Raw genomic sequence first — 15,728 nt, forward strand, 5'->3', positions numbered from 1 at the left:
CGGCCGGATCAGCGGGTGAAGACCGCCAGGCGGGACACCGTGCCCTGATCAAGCACCCCGGTGGCGGCCACGCCCTGATCGCGCTGATAGGCGGCGACGGCCAGCTTGAGGGCCGGCGAGGGCGAGCCGTCGGTGGGGCCCTGGTAGTAGCCGAGACGGGACAGGGCCTTCTGGGCCGTGGCCACCACCGGCGCGGGCGCGCCGACGCTGGCCGTGGCGGTCGGCGTCACGGACGGGTTCTGCTGGGCCGGACGGAAGGCCGCGGCCGCGCGCTCGGCGACCGTGCGGGCGTCGGGCGACAGGGCGGCCTTCAGCTGGTCGGCGCGCTTGCGGGCGTCGCCGTCGCCCGTGCGGGCGGCGATCAGGTACCACTTGTAGGCCTCGGCCGAATTCTGGCTGACGCCCAGACCCTGCTCATAGAGCGCCGCCAGATTGTACTGGCTGTCGACCAGGCCCAGGTCCGCGGCGCGGCGGAACCACTGGGCGGCGGTGGTGGAGTTCTTGGCCCCGCCCGCGCCGGAGAAATAGGCGATGCCGAGGTTGTGCATGGCCTTGCGGTCGCCGCCCTCGGCGGCCCGCTCGGTCCAGCGCCGGGCCTCGACCAGATCCTTCTTCACCCCGCCCTCGCCGTTCTCATAGAGCTTGGCGAGATAGAACTGGGCCGGCGCGTAGCCGGCGGCGGCCACCTTCTTGAGATCCTCGACGCCGCCCGGCTTGGCCTGCTCGACCGCCGCCGTGGCGGCCTCGAAGCGGCCGGTCAGGTCGGGCGTGTCGGCCGAGACCGGGGCGACCGGCGTGATCGCCTGGGGCGCCAGGGCCACCGACATGCGGGGGTTGGCGCCGAAGGGCGTGGTGTCGGCTTCCGTGCCCGCGATCTCCTGGCCCTTGCCGCCGGACAGGGCGTTGATGGCGTCGGCGACTCGCTGCGGCGGCGCGCCGCTGGGCTTGCCCTCCATCAGCACGAAGCCGGCCGCGCCGACGCTGAGCGCCGCGGCCCCGCCGACCACCAGCAGGGCGGTCTGCAGCGAGGAGCCGGCCGCGCGCTTCGGGCGCTGGGCGCCGAAGCTCGAGAACAGCGAGGCGCCGGAGGGCTTGGGCGCCTTCTCAGCCTTGACCGGCTTGTCCTTGGCCTTGCGGGCCTTGGCGTCCGACTGGCTGGCGGCGCGGGCGGCGGCGCGGGCCTGCTCGATCACTTCGCGGGTGGTCAGGGGCCGGGACGGCTCGCGCGCCTGGGGCGGATCGCCGACCGCCATGAAATCGCCGAGCGCCTCTTCGGCGGCGGTCTCCTGACCGAAGTCGTCGTCGCCGAAATCGTCGGAGGCGTTGGGCGACAGGTCGGCGAAGCCGTCGGCGGCCTCGAAGTCCTGGGCGTCGAAGGCCGGGCGCTGGGGCTCGTTCGGGAACGGCGCGGCGTAGGCCTGGCCGGTTTCCGGCGGGGTGATCGGCGGGGCGAAGGCCTGGCGGGCCAGGGCGTCGCCCTGGGGCTCGCCGGCGATGAAGCTGGGGAACGGATCCTCGCCGAAGGGCGACAGCGGAGCCTCGCGCTTCGGCGGCGCCGCCACGGCCGCGGCCACCGGGCCGGCGGCGATCGATTCCTGCATCCGCCGGCCGGTCTCCGCCAGTCGGGCGTCGATCTTCTCGCGGGCTTCCTCCAGCAGGCGGGCCGTGCGCTCCTCGCTCTGGCGGATGCGCTCCACCAGATCGTCGGAAGCGCGCTCGCTGCGCTGGTTCATCTTCTCGGTGACGCGGGCGACCTGTTCGCCGACATCGTCGATGGCCTGGGCCGAGCGCCGCTCGGAGCTGGCGATCCGTTCCGTCAGGCGGTCGGTGATGCGGCCGATCTCGGCGCCCAGCTTCTCAAGCGCCTCGGCGTGCACGTTCTCGGTCTTGCCGAGGCGCGATTCCATGGCCTGGGCGATGCGGGCGACCTCGCCGCCGACCTGTTCGATGGCGTCGGCGCTGCGGTTCTCGGTGGTCTGGACCCGGCGATTGAGGGTGTCGGCCATGGTCAGGACCTCCCGGCCCATCCGCTCGATCGCCTGGGCCGAGCGCTGTTCCGCGCGGCGCACGTGCTCGGCCATTTCGGAGAGCTTGCGCTCCATCCGGTCAAAGCGTCCATCGGCCGCGACCTGCAGCTTCTGGGCGACCTCGGTGCGGGTGGCCTCGACCCGGTTGGTCAGGTTGATCGCCAGCTGTTCGAGCCGGGTGTCGATGGCCGGCGAGCTTCCGCCCTCCACGGCCTTCATCCGCGTGTCGAGGCCGGAGAAGGCCGCTCTCAGGCCTTCCATAGCCTCGGTGGTGCGGGCCTCGACCTCGTCCAGGCGGGCGCCGACGCGATTGACCACCTGCTCGATGACGTCCACGGGCGCGCCGCCGACGCCGGACTCGGCGCGGTCCACCCGCTCGCGTAGGGCGGCCAGGGTCTCGCGGGTGCGGGTCTCGCCTTCGTAGAGATGGTTGGCGACCTTGCCGAGCGCCTGTTCCAGCGCCCGCAGGGCCTCGGCCGAGCGCGGGCCCTGGGCCTCCTGCTCGACGCGTCGGAGCCGCTCGGCGGTCCGCGCCTGCTCGGTGCGGGCCTCCTCGACCGCGCCCTCAAAGCGGGCGGCGACGGCGATGCTCTCGCGCTCCGCGGCCTCGATGCGGGCCACGGCTTCGCGCACGGAATGCTCGACGCCGGTGATGGCCAGGCCGGTGCGGCCTTCCGAGGTCTCGATCCGCTCGGTCAGCCGATCCAGCGCCAGGGCGACGCGGCCCAGCTCGTCGGCCGGATGCTCCGGCGCCTCATAGCGGGGCGGGACGGGGCGTTGGGCGACGGCCTCGGGTTCGGGCCGACGGGGGGTCTCATAATAGGTGCGGACGGGGCGCTCGGCCTGGACGGGCGGGGCCGGCGGCGGCGCCTCGATCTCGGGCTCTTCGATGAAACGGGTGTCGTCTTCGAACTTGGACTGGGTGAAGTAGCTCTCCGAGGCGATGTCCTCGGGGCCCTCTTCCTCCAGGATCATCCGGTTGAGCCACTCGCCAAGAGTCAGTCCCTCGCGACGGGCAAGGTCCTTTGCGACCTCCCGAGCCTTAGGGTCTATCCCCTTGACGCTCCATGGCGCCCCAGACGTCATACCGAATCGTTCTCCCAGCACCAGTTTTTGACGCTAGCCACCGATCCCTAGGGTGTAAACGCGACGTTAACGCTAGATATAGCGTCTCACGCGATTGCCTGTGGATGACGGGGCTTCTGCAGGGAACCCAAGCCCGATCATGGTTAACGAGCTGTGAAGGGTTAACGCGGGGTTCACCTTTGCCGCGGGCGAGCGCCTGCGGTAGGGCGTCGCACATGAGCCTTCCCACCACTCTTGCGGTCCTCAGCGTGCTTCTGGCGATCGCCCTGTTCAGCGGCTGGCGCGGCGCGCGGCCCTGGGATCCGCGCCGCGGTCCCCGGCTCATGCCGTGGCGGCCGATCATGGTCGCGGCGGCGACCGGCGCCCTGATCTTCGCCGCTCACCTGGTCAATCTGCTCGGCGTCACGACCGGCCGCTAGCCGCCAGATGGGCCGGCAGGGTGCGTGATCGCGCGAGCGCCTCGAGCGCCGCGGGGTCCCTGACCGCCAGGGCCCGATAGCCCAGAGCCACAACGCCGTCCGCCTCCAGGGCCTTGAGCAACCGGTTCAGGGTCTGGCGCGATACGCCCGCCATCTCGGCCAGGCTCTCCTGGGACAGCTTCAGGTCGATGACGATCCCGCCCGCGCCGGGGCGACCATGGGTGCGGACCAGTTCGGCCAGGCGCTGGGCCAGGCGGACGCGCGCGGAGAGCCCCGCCGTCTCGACGATATAGTCCATGGCCCGCCGATACTGGTCGCAGACCAGGCTGGCGAAGGCGGCCATGTTCGGCCCGCTGTGCGCCGTCAGCTGCTGAAAGGCGGACGGGGTCACCTGCAGCAGGGTCGCTGCCCCCACCGCGGCCGCCTCCGAGGTGCGCGGCTTGCCGTCGATCATCGCCGCCTCGCCGAACCAGACGCCGGGGCTGGCGATCATCAGCAGGGCCGCGCGACCGCTGGCGGTGGTCTGGGCGATCCGCACCTCGCCCGAGATCAGGGCGAACAGGCCGTTGGGCGGGTCCCCGGCCGCATAGACCGTCTCGTCCGTCCAGCGGCGCACCTGCGCGAGGCGCAGCAGGCCCTCGGCCAGGTCCGGCGGCAGACCCCGGAACCAGGGCGTCCGGGACAGGACTTCCTGAAGCGCGTCCGGCGTCATCATGCCGGAACAGAAGGATTTTCGCCTCAGACTGTCAACTAGGCGACAGTTCTAGCGCGCACGGCGTGCGAGGCCGGGGGCTCAGCCCCGGAGACTCGCATGGCCAGTTCCCAGACTCCCCGTTCCGCGCCGCCCGCCCGCCGATCGCCGCGCATCCTGATCAGCGAGGGCTCCAGCCTCTCGGCCCGCGAGACGGTCACCGCCCTGGGCCTGGCCGGCCATCGGGTCGAGATCCTGTCCAGCGACCCTTTGTGCCTGGCGCGGTTCTCGCGCTTCACCGATCAGGTCCATCCCGCCCCGGCCGCGGGCCATGACCCGGAGGGCTACCTCACCGCCGTGCTGGAGGTGGTGGCGCGCCGCCGGATCGAGGTGCTGCTGCCCACCCACGAACAGGCCTATCTGCTGGCCGCCGCCCGCCCCCGTCTGCCGGCCGGCCTGGGGATCGCCCTGGCCGACGTCGCCGCCTTCGAGCAGGTCCAGGGCAAGGTGGCCCTGGCCGGGCTGCTGAGCCGGCTCGCGGTTCCCCATCCGGACACCGAGGTCCTCCGCAGCGCCGAGGCGTTCGCGGCGCCCCGCCCCCTGCCCTTCTTCGCCAAGACCGATTGCGGCACCGCCAGCACCGCGGTGTGGCGGGTGGCGGACGCTGCGGCCCAGGCGCGCCTGGCCGGCGAATTGGAGGCTGCGGGCGCCTTCGACCAGGGCGTGGTCGCCCAGGGCTGCGTGAGCGGACCGCTGGAACGGCTGCAGGCGGTCTTCGACCGGGGTCGGCTGGTCGCGCACCACGCCTATCGCCAGTTGGCGGAAGGCCCCGGCGGCGGGGATGTCCTGAAGATCAGCGTGAGGCGGCCGGCGGCCCGCGACCACGTGGCCCGGATCGGCGCGGCGCTCGCCTGGCATGGGGCGCTGTCGTTCGACTATGTGCTCGACGCCGTCTCCGGCGAGCCCAGGTTCATCGACGCCAATCCACGCCTGGTCGAACCGATGAACGCCTGGCTGAGCGGCGTCGACCTGGCGGGCGCCCTGCTCGATGTCTCCCTGGGCCTTGCGGCGCCGGCCCAGGCCGAGGGGCGCGAGGGCGTGGTCACCCGCCTGGGCCTGATGGCCCTGATGCAGGCGGCCCGGCGCGGCGGACGCGCCGAGGTGTTCGCCACCCTGATCGCCATGACGGCGGGCGTCGGGCGCTTCCGGGGCTCGGTCGAAGAGCTGGTTCCCCTGACCCGGGACCCGGGCTGCGCCCTGCCCCTGGCCCGGGTGCTGGCCGAGCTCCTGGCCTCCCCCGCCAAGGCGGAGACCCTGCCCGCCCGGACCATCGACGCCTACAGCCTGACGCCGGCGGCGATCGCCATGATCCGCGGCTGGACCCGGACCGACGGCTAGGCGGCCTGTTGCAGTGCGGGAGCGTCCTCGGTCTTCTTGGGGCGCTTGGCCAGGCCGGCCACTCCGCCGGAGGACAAGAGCCCGACATCGGCGAGCAGGAACGGGATCGTCCACTTGCGCGGGGCGGCGATGTAGCGCGGCTGCCAGAGCGGGTCGTACTTGTCCTTGTACCGCCGCACGCCCTGGAAATTGTAGAGGTCCTCGCCGCGCTCGAAGAACATGTGGCCGACCCGCGAGAGGATCGGCGCCAGGGGGCGGTCCTCCAGGCCGGCGAGCGGGGCCATGCCGAACTCGAAGGCCTGATAGCCCTGTGTCCGGCCCCAGGCGATCAGCTCGACGAACAGATAGTCCATGATGTTCTTGGGCGCGTCGTCGGCGTAGCGCATCAGGTCCATGGAGAAGGAGGTCCTGGCCGCCGTGGTCCACAGGGTGGCGAAGGCGACGATCCGGCCCTCGAACCGCACCACCGCCACCGGGAACTCGACCACATAGCCGGGGTGGAACCCGCCCATGGAGAAGCCCTTTTCGCCGCCGGCGTGGTTGGCCAGCCAGGCCTCGGAGATCGCCGCCAGCTCCGACAGGATCTCGCCGACCCGGGGGGGATGCACGATCTCGAAAGTGGCCCCCTCCTCGCCGGCCTTGCGCCAGGCGCGGCGCAGATTGCCGCGCTTGCGGCCCTCGATCTGGAAACTGTCCAGCGGCACCGCCGCCGATTCGCCGACCTTCTGGATGGAGAAACCCAGCTCGACCACGTCGGGCAGGTCATCGGCGCCGATGCCATAGATGCCGCAGCGCGCAGCGTGGGAATCGGCCAGTTCGCGGAACCGCCACAGCAGCTCCAGCCGTTCGCTCCGCTTGCCGACCGGGGCGCCGAGGGCGATCCAGGAGCGTCCGCGCACGCCAAACATCAGGAAGCTGTCGCCCGTGGCCGAGAACAGGAAGCGCTTGTCGCCCAGCAGGGCCAGGTTGGAGCCGGGCTCGGCCGCCTCGGCGCTGGCCAGGATGGCGCGGACCTTGTGGAAATCCGGGTCCGCCTCGCCGGTGATCTTCGGCGTCGCCGCCGTGGCCAACAGCCGCCAGATGCCGAAGGCGAACAGCGCGATGGCCGAGCCGCCCCAGGCGCGCATGGAGCGGGCGGCGTCGGCGTCGACCATGGTCTTCCAGAACGGCTGGTCGCCATAGTCGGCGTGCTGGAACGACCAGACCCCGACCAGGCCCGCGCCCAGCAGGACGGCGAAGGCCGAGAACAGCCAGCCGGGCGTGATCTCCATCCGCGTCAGTTGCGATTCCCGCGGGAAGGCGGCGCGGAACGGCGAGAGCAGCAGGGCCAGGACCAGGAGGGCGGTCGATTCCTCCCAGACGAAGCCTTTCAGCAGGGCGAGCGGCGCGGCCACCAGCAGGGCGGCCATGGTCGCGACCCAGGCGCCGCCCAGGCGGGCCCGCAGGCCGAAAGCCAGCATCACCAGCGCCAGGCCCATGACGCTCGACAGGAAGTGGCTGGTCTCGATCAGGAAGGCCGGGGTGTGGTCCCAGACGACCATGAAATGGTCGGGCACCGAGGGCGTGGCGCCGGAAATCAGCAGCATGACGCCCGCCGCCAGGGTCAGGGCCGCTCCCACGAAGGGGGCCGCCGCGAACAGGGCGGGCTTCAGTTCCGACCAGAGTCTCATCTACCGTCCGTGCGCCGTGAAGGATGTCTTCTCTTACAGGCGGATCGCATCCGCGACCACCGCCTGCGCGTAGGTCAAACAAGCGTTCGTTTTCCTTGCTCTTGGGGCGCCCGACGCTAATGTGGCGCCCGAAAAGCCTATTCCAGACGGGAGAATTCCATGGCCGACTTCGGCGGCGGCGACCTCGACGCATTCCGGGGCGAAGTGCGCGGCTGGCTTGAAGCCAATTATCCCGCGGAGCTGCGCGATCCCAAGGCCAAGACCGACCCGGAAGCCATCTGGGGCGGCCGCGCCTTCGCCGGCTCCAACGACCCCCAGACGGTCTGGATGCGCGCCGCGGCGGCCAAGGGCTACACCGCCCCCACCTGGCCGACCGAATATGGCGGCGCGGGCCTCACCCCGGCCCAGGCCCGCGTGCTGGATCAGGAGCTCGCCGCCGGCAAGTACCGCCAGCCGCTCGCCTCCTTCGGCATCTGGATGCTGGGCCCCGTCCTGCTGGAATACGGCAACGAGGCCCAGAAGAAGGAGCATCTGCCCAAGATCATCAACGGCGATTTCCGCTGGTGCCAGGGCTATTCGGAACCGGGCGCGGGGTCCGACCTCGCGAGCCTGCAGACCAAGTGCGAGGACAAGGGCGACCACTGGCTCATAAACGGCCAAAAAATCTGGACGTCCTACGCCAACAAGGCCGACTGGTGCTTCTGCCTGGTCCGCACCGACACCTCGAAGAAGCACGAGGGCATTTCCTTCGTGCTGATCGACATGACCACGCCCGGCGTCGAGACCCGCCCGATCCAGCTGATCTCCGGCGAGAGCCCCTTCTGCGAGACCTTCTTCACCGACGTGAAGGTGCCGAAGGGCAATCTGATCGGCAAGATCAACGGCGGTTGGGAGATCGCCAAGCGGCTGCTGCAGTATGAGCGCCAGAACATCTCCGGCGGCTTCGGCGGCGGCGGCGGGGCCGGCGGCGCGGCGGGCGACCTCGGCTCGATCGCCAAGGACTATCTGGGAACCGACGAGACCGGCGCCCTGGCCGACGCCGACCTGCGCACCCGGATCACCAAGAACAACATGGACTTCCGCACCCTGTTCATGACGATCCAGCGGACGGCCGCCGAGGCCAAGGCCTCCAACGGCCCGAGCGCGGCGACCTCGATCATCAAGTATGCGGCCGCCTCTTTCGCCCAGGAACGCTCGGAGCTCATGGTCGAGTCCATGGGGTCCCAAGGGCTCGGCTGGGAAGGCTCCAACTACACCGGCCTGGAGACCACCGCCGTCCGCGGCTGGCTGCGGTCCAAGGGCAATTCCATCGAGGGCGGCACGTCCGAGGTGAACATCAATGTGGTGGCCAAGCGCGTGCTGGGCCTGCCCGATCCGAAATAGACTGCGATCCGGCGCCGCCCGAAATTTTGGCGGGCGGCGTCCACAGACCCTAGTGTTCGTTCGACCCATTTCTGACTGAAGGCGAATTTCCATGGCTGATTTCGGCGGCGCCGACACCGAGGCCTTCCGCGAGGAGGCCCGCACCTGGCTTGAGGCCAACTTCCCCGAGGAACTGGCCAATGATCCCGCCGCCCAGCTGGCGGCCATGGGCGGCGGCAAGGAAAGCCCCCACGCCAAGCAGTGGCGCGAGGCCATGGGCGCCAAGGGCTGGGGCGTGCCCACCTGGCCGGCGGAATATGGCGGCGGCGGCCTGTCGCGGCAGAACGCCCGGGTCCTGGCCGAGGAAATGGCCAAGATCGGCGCCCGCAACCCGATCGGCGGCATGGGCGTGATGATGTTCGGCCCGACGCTCATCGAGTACGGGACCGAGGCGCTGAAGCGCCAGCACCTGCCCGGCATCATCAACGGCACGGTCCGCTGGTGCCAGGGCTATTCCGAGCCGGGCTCGGGCTCCGACCTGGCGTCCCTGCAGACCAAGTGCGAGGACAAGGGCGACCACTGGCTCGTAAACGGCTCGAAAATTTGGACCAGCGGCGCCAATCTCGCCGACTGGTGCTTCTGCCTGGTCCGCACGGACTCCTCGAAGAAGCACGAGGGCATTTCCTTCGTGCTGATCGACATGACCACGCCGGGCGTCGAGGTCCGGCCTATCCTGCTGATCAACGGCACCTCGCCCTTCTGCGAAACCTTCTTCACCGACGTGAAGGTGCCGAAGGACCAGCTGTTCGGTCCGCTGAACGGCGGCTGGACCGTGGCCAAGCGGCTGCTGCAGTTCGAGCGCGACAACATTTCGGCCGGCCTGGGCGGCGGCTCGATCGGGGCGCCGGTCTTCGCGCTGACCGTCGAGCAGGCGGCCAAGGACTATGTGGGCCTGGACGAGCACGGCCGGCTGGCCGACGCCGACCTGCGCCGCCGGGTCATCGAGCACCAGATGGAGGCCCGCGCCTTCCAGCTGACCGTGCGCCGCGCCGCCGACGAGGCCAAGGCCGGCAACGGCCCCTCGGCCGCCACCTCGATCATGAAATACGCCGGGGCCAAGATCGCCCAGGACCGCAACGAACTGATCGTCGAAGCCCTGGGTACGGCCGGCACGGGCTGGACCGGCGAGGGCTATTCCCCGGCCGAGCTGGCCGCCGTCCGCACCTGGCTGCGCTCCAAGGGCAACTCCATCGAGGGCGGCACCTCGGAGATCAATCTGAACGTGGTCTCCAAGCGGGTCCTCGGCCTCCCGGATCCGAAATAGCGGGGACTCCTACCGGGCGGAATTCGTGTTATAATGCCTCATAACATAATGAATTTTAGGGAGAATTTTTATGGCTGATTTCGGAGGCGTCGATACCGACGCGTTTCGCGCCGAGGCGCGCGAGTGGCTCGCCGCCAATTTCCCCAAGTCGCTCGGCGCCGACAAGGCCGCCCTGGAAGCCCTGGTGATGAGCCCGGCCAAGCCGGAGGGCGACCACGCCGTCTGGAAAGAGCGCATGGGCGCCAAGGGCTGGGGCGTTCCCACCTGGCCGAAGTCGCTGGGCGGCGGCGGGCTGTCGCCGGCCGAGGCCCGCGTCCTGGCCCAGGAGATGGCCGCCATCGGCGCCGTCAATCCGATCGTCGGCATGGGCGTCAACATGTTCGGCCCGACCCTGCTGGAATACGGCACGGAAGAGCAGAAGCAGAAATACATCCCCGACATCGCCACCGGTAAGGTGCGCTGGTGCCAGGGCTTCTCCGAACCGGGCGCCGGCTCCGACCTCGCCTCGCTGCAGACCAAGGCTGAGGACAAGGGCGACCACTTCCTCGTAAACGGCTCGAAAATTTGGACGAGCGGCGGCCAGTACGCCGACATGATCTTCTGCCTGGTCCGCACCGACACCACCAAGAAGCACGAGGGCATCTCCTTCGTGGTGTTCTCGATGCATCAGCCGGGGGTCGAGGTTCGCCCCATCCGCCTGATCGCCGGCAATTCGCCCTTCTGCGAGACCTTCTTCACCGACGTGAAGGTGCCGAAGGAGAACCTGATCGGCCCGCTGAACGGCGGCTGGAGCGTGGCCAAGCGCCTGCTGCAGCACGAGCGCTCGGGCATGGGCGGCCGCATGGGCTCGTCCAAGACCAAGGAGCCGGCGCTGGGCGTCGTGGCCAAGAAGTATGTGGGCGAGGACGCCGCCGGCCGGCTGGCCGACTCGGACCTGCGCACCCGCATCATCCTGAACGAGATCGACCAGCGCGCCCTGCAGCAGACCGTGGCGCGCGCGGCCCTGGAGGCCAAGGGCAATTCCGGCCCGTCCGCCGCCACCTCGATCATGAAGAACGCCAATATGAAGGTCGCCCAGGACCGGGCCGAGCTGACGCTGGAGTTCATGGGCGCCCAGGGCCTGGGCTGGGAGGGCGGCGATTTCACGGCCGAGGAGTTGGCCGCGGTGCGCGCCTGGCTTTCCGGCAAGGCGGGTTCGATCTATGGGGGGTCCAACGAGGTGCAGAACAACATCATCTCGAAGCGCATCCTGGGTCTGCCCGATCTGACCCAGAGCCATTAGGAGAGGTACGACGCGGCTAAGGTTTCCCTTCTCCCCTTGCGGGAGAAGGTGGCCCCCGAAGGGGGTCGGATGAGGGGTTTCGCAAGCCCCTCCGACGGACCGACCAGAAGCGCGGATGACGGAGCAAGACCCCTCATCCGTCGGCTTCGCCGACACCTTCTCCCTCAAGGGGAGAAGGGGACGAGTTTTTGAACCGACGATTTTTCAATGGAGACTTTTCATGGCTGACTTTGGAGGCACGGACCTCGAGGCCTTCCGCGGCGAAGTGCGCGGATGGGTCGAGGCCAACTTCCCGGCCGCGCTCAAGGGCCGTCCGAACCCGATGATGCGCGAGGAGCGCGCGACCCCCAGCGCCGACCAGGAAGCCTGGCGCAAGGCGGTGGGCGCCAAGGGTTGGGGCACCCCCACCTGGCCGGCGCCTATGGCGGCGGCGGCCTGTCCTCGGCGGAAGCCCGGGTGATCCAGCAGGAATTCGCCCGCGCCGGGGCCTATAACCCCATCGGCGGCATGGGCGTCATGATGTTCGGCCCGACTCTTCTGGAGTACGGCACCGAAGATCAGAAGATGGAGCACATCCCGCCGATCTGCCGCGGTGATCTGCAATGGTGCCAAGGGTTCTCGGAACCGGGCGCCGGTTCTGACCTGGCCTCCCTTCAGACGCGGGCCGAGGACAAGGGCGATCATTACCTGATCAACGGCCAGAAAATCTGGACGTCGGGCGCCCAATACGCCGACTGGTGCTTCTGCCTCGTGCGGACCGACACCTCGAAGAAGCATGAAGGCATTTCCTTCGTCCTCTTCACCATGCGCCAGCCGGGTGTCGAAGTGCGGCCGATCAAGCTGATCGCCGGCAACTCGCCCTTCTGCGAAACCTTCCTGACCGACGCCAAGGCGCTGAAGAAGGATCTGGTTGGCCCGTTGAACGGCGGCTGGACCATCGCCAAGCGCCTGCTGCAGCACGAGCGTTCTGGCCTGTCCGGCGCGGGCGGCGGCGGCGGGTTCGGGGCGGCCAAGCCGCTGCCGAAGCTGGCCAAGGACTATGTGGGCGAGGACGCCGACGGCCGTCTGTCGGATTCGGACCTGCGCACCCGCATCATCATGAACGAGATCGACGGTCGCGCCTTCCAGCAGACCGCCGTGCGCGCCATGCAGGAGGCCAAGGGCAATTCCGGCCCGTCCGCCGCCACCTCGATCATGAAGAACGCCGGCACCCGCTGGATGCAGGACAAGGCCGAGCTGACGCTCGAGATCATGGGTCACCAGGGCCTGGGCTGGGAAGGCGACACCTTCACCGCCGAGGAACTGGGCGCCGTTCGCGGCTGGCTGGGCGGCAAGGCCACCACGATCTATGGCGGCAGCCAGGAGGTGCAGAACAACATCATCTCCAAGCGGATCCTGGGCCTGCCGGACCTCACTCAGAACAACTAGGGCCTTGGGCGCCCCTAGGGTCAGCCGATTAAGGTCGGCGACCACAGGGGCGAACGGCCTTCGCGTAACAAACACTTCGAGAATTCATAGGGACTAGAGACAAATGGCTGTTCTGAACGAAGAACAAAGCATGCTCCGCGACGCCGCGAAGAGCTGGGTGCAGGAAAAGAGCCCGGTGACCGCGTTCCGCAAGATGCGCGATAGCGGCACGCCGCTGGGCTACGACGCCGACGCCTGGAACGAGCAGGCGGAAATGGGCTGGGCCGGGGTCATCATCCCGGAAGACTTCGGCGGCTCGAACTTCGGCTACCTGTCGCTGGGCCTGATCCTGGAAGAAATGGGCCGCACGCTCACCGCCTCCCCGCTGCTGGCCTCCGGCCTGGCCGCGGCCTCGGCCCTGATCCTGGGCGGCAACGACGCCCAGAAGGGCGAATGGCTGCCCAAGATCGCCGACGGCTCGCTGGTCGCCACGCTCGCCGTGGACGAAGGCGCGCACCACGCCCCTGAAAAGGTCGCGACCAAGGCCGAAAAGGCCGGCGCGGGCTATAAGATCACCGGCAAGAAGACCTTCGTGCTCGAAGGCCCGGCCGCCGGCCTGTTCATCGTCTCGGCCCGCACCTCGGGCGGCGCGGGCGACAAGGACGGCATCAGCCTGTTCCTGGTGAAGGCCGACGACGCCGGCGTCACCAAGCAGAACCTGAAGCTGGCCGACAGCCGCGGCGCCTCGAACGTCGAGTTCAACGGCGCGGCCGGCGAACTGCTCGGCGAAGAAGGCAAGGGCTATCCGGTCCTGGAAAAGACCCTGGATCGCGCCCGCGCCGGCGTCTGCGCCGAAATGCTCGGCGCCGCCGTCCAGGCCTTCGAAACCACGCTCGACTACCTCAAGGTCCGCGTGCAGTTCGGCCAGGTGATCGGCTCCTTCCAGGCCCTGCAGCACCGCGCGGCCAAGATGTTCACCGACCTCGAACTGGCCCGCTCGGCCGTCGAAGCCGCCCTGCAGGCGATCGACGCCGACAGCCCGGACGTGCCGGAACTGGTCAGCCTGGCCAAGGCCAAGATGGGCGACACCTTCCACCTGGTGTCGAACGAAATGGTCCAGATGCACGGCGGCATCGGCATGACCGACGCCCACGACGCGGGCTTCTATCTGAAGCGCGCCCGCGCCGCCGAGGCCACCTTCGGCAGCCAGTCCTACCACCGCGACCGCTACGCGCGGATCCAGGGCTACTGAGACCGCTGATCCGTCGTCCCGGGTGATCCTGGGGGCGAAGGGTTGGATTGAGAGCTAGGACAACCCCTTCGGCGGCGACGTCGGAGGGGTTTTTCTTTGGAGACTAGCGGCGCTTCCAATCCGATGCCCTTGGATACGGATCGGCACGAAAGCAGCGAGGACTGAGATGGGGTCCCCGGCGCGCCTTAGCCCAGCCCCGCGATCAGCTTCGCCAAATCCTGGCGGCTGGCCGCGACCTGAACCGCGGAGCGGGTGACCTGGGCGAGGAAGGCCGCACGGCCGGCGGTCGTCATCGTGCAATATGATCCCACATTGAACACCCATACGGGCTTGCCCGCCGTGACGCCCGACAGGCTGTCCGCCAAGGCGCTGGCCTGGGCCTTGAGGGCGGGCGGGGTGATGGCGGTGGCGAGGTCCTTGGTCCGGGTCCGTAGCGGCGCCATCAGTTCTTGGATGTGCTGCGCCGCCTTGAGTGAGATCCGCAAGTCGACCAGCCCCGAGCAGGTCTGGGCGCCCAGGTCGGCGGCGACGGTCCGCTTGTCGGTCAGGAGGTCTATCAGGGTGTCGTCGAGGTCGGCGAGAGCGCGCCTCAGCCGCGCCCTGTCGATCGGCGCGGCGATCTGTTCGACCGAGCCCAAGAGGTCGGCGAACAGCTTGGCCAGGCCGGTATAGACCTTGCCATCACCGAGGTCGTCGTCGCCCGGAGCAGCCTGGGCCGAGCCCACCAAGCCGGTCAGGGCCAGGAGGGCAGTCCCGACGCCCGCGATCAATGCGCGCCTATTCATTGGGATCCCCCTTCGACGGCGAGAGTGGCCTGCGCGACGCCAAGACCGCGCTTACGCCCAGATAAGCCATGAAGAGCACCACCGCTGCGAGGAGCGCCACGCCGACGCTGTAGCGAAGCGGCAGGAACGCCCAGCCCAGTCCGCCGCCCAGGGCCAGGAGCAGGCAGAAAACGCCTACGTGGCGCATGACTTGTCGCGTCACGGAATTTCCCCCTACTTCCCGATCCAGGTCCCGCCGAACTTCACCGTCACCCGCACGCGCTCCAGGGCCAAGGGCTGGCCGTCGACGAGACGGGGGACGGCGGTCATCCATTTGGCGCCGGCCATGCGCAGGGCTGCGGCGTCGAAGTCGTAGCCTTCCGGGGTCTCGGAGCGGACGACGCAGGCGCTGAGCGCGCCATCGGCGGCGAGGTCGCAATCCATCACCACCAAGCCCGTGAGGTGGCGGCGGGCGGCGTCGTCCGGATAATAGGGACCCGCGTCGCCCAGGCCGCCATAGCTGGCCCTGCGCTGGAACTTCAGTTCCGGCGCGCGCAGCTCGGGCGGCTCGAAGCGGAACGGCAGGGTCAGGGCCGCCCCCACCGCCGAGCGGCCGTCGGCCCAGTGGGGCTCCAGGCTGAACTTGCCGGCCAGGGCGAGCGCCGCGGCCCCGAACCCGGCGCCGGCCGGCTCCTCCGAGACCACGCCGCAGCCATCCAGCCGCCCGGCCGCGGTGACCGTGCAGGTGATCTTGGCGCGGCCGCTGAGATCATTGGCCTTGGCGGCGGCCGGATAGACCGCCAGCACGTCCTCATTGCTGGGCAGGGCGTCCCAGACCGGCTTGTTCACCGGCGCTGCGCCAGCGGCGCCGGCGGCCGAGACGAGGATGCTCAGGAGGGCGAGCCTCGGCAGATGTCTGGTCATGGCGCGTCCCCTTCGTAATGGAAGGGTGATGCTCGGCGAGGTTGCTGTCAAACCGGCTGGACGACGGCGCTCAGGTCGCCTGAGACAATGCCGCAAGTTCCGTTTTTGTTCTCACCCATCTC

Annotated in this window: 14 protein-coding genes; 8 read left to right on the top strand and 6 right to left on the bottom strand. The window is 69.5% G+C overall.

Annotated features, from left to right (window positions below; genetic code table 11):
• Window positions 1–8: 8 nt before the first annotated feature.
• Window positions 9–3,113 carry a peptidoglycan-binding protein gene (locus MQH10_RS08795; protein ID WP_419720758.1) on the bottom strand — a complete coding sequence of 1,035 codons (3,105 nt, stop codon included), beginning with the start codon at window positions 3,111–3,113 and terminating at the stop codon, window positions 9–11.
• Between the two features lie 215 nt (window positions 3,114–3,328).
• On the opposite strand from MQH10_RS08795, the gene MQH10_RS08800 reads away from it, so the two are divergent.
• The gene (locus MQH10_RS08800; RefSeq protein WP_242563688.1) at window positions 3,329–3,532 is read left to right on the top strand and encodes a hypothetical protein; all 204 of its coding nucleotides are present in this window, start codon (window positions 3,329–3,331) and stop codon (window positions 3,530–3,532) included.
• On the opposite strand, the gene MQH10_RS08805 is transcribed toward MQH10_RS08800, so the two are convergent.
• Entirely contained in the window at window positions 3,516–4,247 is a 732-nt protein-coding gene (locus tag MQH10_RS08805; RefSeq protein WP_242563689.1) for a Crp/Fnr family transcriptional regulator, read from the bottom strand. The genes MQH10_RS08800 and MQH10_RS08805 overlap by 17 nt on opposite strands.
• Before the next feature lie 96 nt (window positions 4,248–4,343).
• On the opposite strand from MQH10_RS08805, the gene MQH10_RS08810 reads away from it, so the two are divergent.
• Window positions 4,344–5,621, top strand: coding sequence for an ATP-grasp domain-containing protein (locus MQH10_RS08810; protein WP_242563690.1), 1,278 nt, complete (start codon window positions 4,344–4,346; stop codon window positions 5,619–5,621).
• Here MQH10_RS08810 and MQH10_RS08815 read toward each other — a convergent pair.
• Window positions 5,618–7,291, bottom strand: a complete 1,674-nt coding sequence (locus MQH10_RS08815) for a phosphatidylglycerol lysyltransferase domain-containing protein (protein ID WP_242563691.1) — start codon at window positions 7,289–7,291, stop codon at window positions 5,618–5,620. The genes MQH10_RS08810 and MQH10_RS08815 overlap by 4 nt on opposite strands.
• A gap of 159 nt (window positions 7,292–7,450) precedes the next feature.
• Here MQH10_RS08815 and MQH10_RS08820 point away from each other — a divergent pair, with 159 nt between their 5' ends.
• The 6 genes from MQH10_RS08820 (at window position 7,451) to MQH10_RS08845 (ending at window position 13,918) form a co-directional block, all read left to right on the top strand.
• A complete protein-coding gene (locus MQH10_RS08820) occupies window positions 7,451–8,674 on the top strand; it encodes an acyl-CoA dehydrogenase family protein (protein ID WP_242563692.1) in 1,224 nt (407 codons plus the stop codon).
• Window positions 8,675–8,765: 91 nt separating this feature from the next.
• Window positions 8,766–9,977, top strand: coding sequence for an acyl-CoA dehydrogenase family protein (locus MQH10_RS08825; RefSeq protein WP_242563693.1), 1,212 nt, complete (start codon window positions 8,766–8,768; stop codon window positions 9,975–9,977).
• A 70-nt stretch (window positions 9,978–10,047) separates the two neighbouring features.
• Window positions 10,048–11,259 (top strand): acyl-CoA dehydrogenase family protein, encoded by a 1,212-nt coding sequence (locus MQH10_RS08830; RefSeq protein WP_242563694.1) that lies wholly within the window; start codon window positions 10,048–10,050, stop codon window positions 11,257–11,259.
• Window positions 11,260–11,479: 220 nt separating this feature from the next.
• A complete protein-coding gene (locus tag MQH10_RS08835; protein WP_242563695.1) occupies window positions 11,480–11,719 on the top strand; it encodes a hypothetical protein in 240 nt (79 codons plus the stop codon).
• Window positions 11,653–12,687, top strand: a complete 1,035-nt coding sequence (locus MQH10_RS08840; protein ID WP_242563696.1) for an acyl-CoA dehydrogenase family protein — start codon at window positions 11,653–11,655, stop codon at window positions 12,685–12,687. Before MQH10_RS08835 ends, MQH10_RS08840 begins: the two co-directional genes overlap by 67 nt.
• 103 nt (window positions 12,688–12,790) lie before the next feature.
• Window positions 12,791–13,918 (top strand): acyl-CoA dehydrogenase family protein, encoded by a 1,128-nt coding sequence (locus MQH10_RS08845; RefSeq protein ID WP_272886814.1) that lies wholly within the window; start codon window positions 12,791–12,793, stop codon window positions 13,916–13,918.
• A gap of 185 nt (window positions 13,919–14,103) precedes the next feature.
• Here MQH10_RS08845 and MQH10_RS08850 read toward each other — a convergent pair whose 3' ends face one another.
• From MQH10_RS08850 to MQH10_RS08860, 3 genes are read right to left on the bottom strand one after another with little or no spacing between them, the layout of a single operon-like run.
• Complete coding sequence (locus MQH10_RS08850) at window positions 14,104–14,703, bottom strand: hypothetical protein (RefSeq protein WP_242563698.1); 600 nt, start codon at window positions 14,701–14,703, stop codon at window positions 14,104–14,106.
• Window positions 14,696–14,905 (bottom strand): hypothetical protein, encoded by a 210-nt coding sequence (locus tag MQH10_RS08855; protein WP_242563699.1) that lies wholly within the window; start codon window positions 14,903–14,905, stop codon window positions 14,696–14,698. Before MQH10_RS08855 ends, MQH10_RS08850 begins: the two co-directional genes overlap by 8 nt.
• A gap of 11 nt (window positions 14,906–14,916) precedes the next feature.
• Window positions 14,917–15,606 (bottom strand): TonB family protein, encoded by a 690-nt coding sequence (locus MQH10_RS08860; RefSeq protein ID WP_242563700.1) that lies wholly within the window; start codon window positions 15,604–15,606, stop codon window positions 14,917–14,919.
• Window positions 15,607–15,728 lie beyond the last annotated feature (122 nt).

Origin of the sequence: Phenylobacterium aquaticum, from assembly GCF_022695515.1 — a bacterium.
In the GTDB taxonomy this organism is placed as follows: domain Bacteria; phylum Pseudomonadota; class Alphaproteobacteria; order Caulobacterales; family Caulobacteraceae; genus Phenylobacterium; species Phenylobacterium aquaticum.

What these genes read in the sequence shown, in the direction of transcription:
- MQH10_RS08795 (WP_419720758.1), bottom strand. Translation starts at nt 3,113, where the DNA reads ATGACGTCTGGGGCGCCATGGAGCGTCAAGGGGATAGACCCTAAGGCT.
- MQH10_RS08800 (WP_242563688.1), top strand. Translation starts at nt 3,329, where the DNA reads ATGAGCCTTCCCACCACTCTTGCGGTCCTCAGCGTGCTTCTGGCGATC.
- MQH10_RS08805 (WP_242563689.1), bottom strand. Translation starts at nt 4,247, where the DNA reads ATGATGACGCCGGACGCGCTTCAGGAAGTCCTGTCCCGGACGCCCTGG.
- MQH10_RS08810 (WP_242563690.1), top strand. Translation starts at nt 4,344, where the DNA reads ATGGCCAGTTCCCAGACTCCCCGTTCCGCGCCGCCCGCCCGCCGATCG.
- MQH10_RS08815 (WP_242563691.1), bottom strand. Translation starts at nt 7,291, where the DNA reads ATGAGACTCTGGTCGGAACTGAAGCCCGCCCTGTTCGCGGCGGCCCCC.
- MQH10_RS08820 (WP_242563692.1), top strand. Translation starts at nt 7,451, where the DNA reads ATGGCCGACTTCGGCGGCGGCGACCTCGACGCATTCCGGGGCGAAGTG.
- MQH10_RS08825 (WP_242563693.1), top strand. Translation starts at nt 8,766, where the DNA reads ATGGCTGATTTCGGCGGCGCCGACACCGAGGCCTTCCGCGAGGAGGCC.
- MQH10_RS08830 (WP_242563694.1), top strand. Translation starts at nt 10,048, where the DNA reads ATGGCTGATTTCGGAGGCGTCGATACCGACGCGTTTCGCGCCGAGGCG.
- MQH10_RS08835 (WP_242563695.1), top strand. Translation starts at nt 11,480, where the DNA reads ATGGCTGACTTTGGAGGCACGGACCTCGAGGCCTTCCGCGGCGAAGTG.
- MQH10_RS08845 (WP_272886814.1), top strand. Translation starts at nt 12,791, where the DNA reads ATGGCTGTTCTGAACGAAGAACAAAGCATGCTCCGCGACGCCGCGAAG.
- MQH10_RS08850 (WP_242563698.1), bottom strand. Translation starts at nt 14,703, where the DNA reads ATGAATAGGCGCGCATTGATCGCGGGCGTCGGGACTGCCCTCCTGGCC.
- MQH10_RS08860 (WP_242563700.1), bottom strand. Translation starts at nt 15,606, where the DNA reads ATGACCAGACATCTGCCGAGGCTCGCCCTCCTGAGCATCCTCGTCTCG.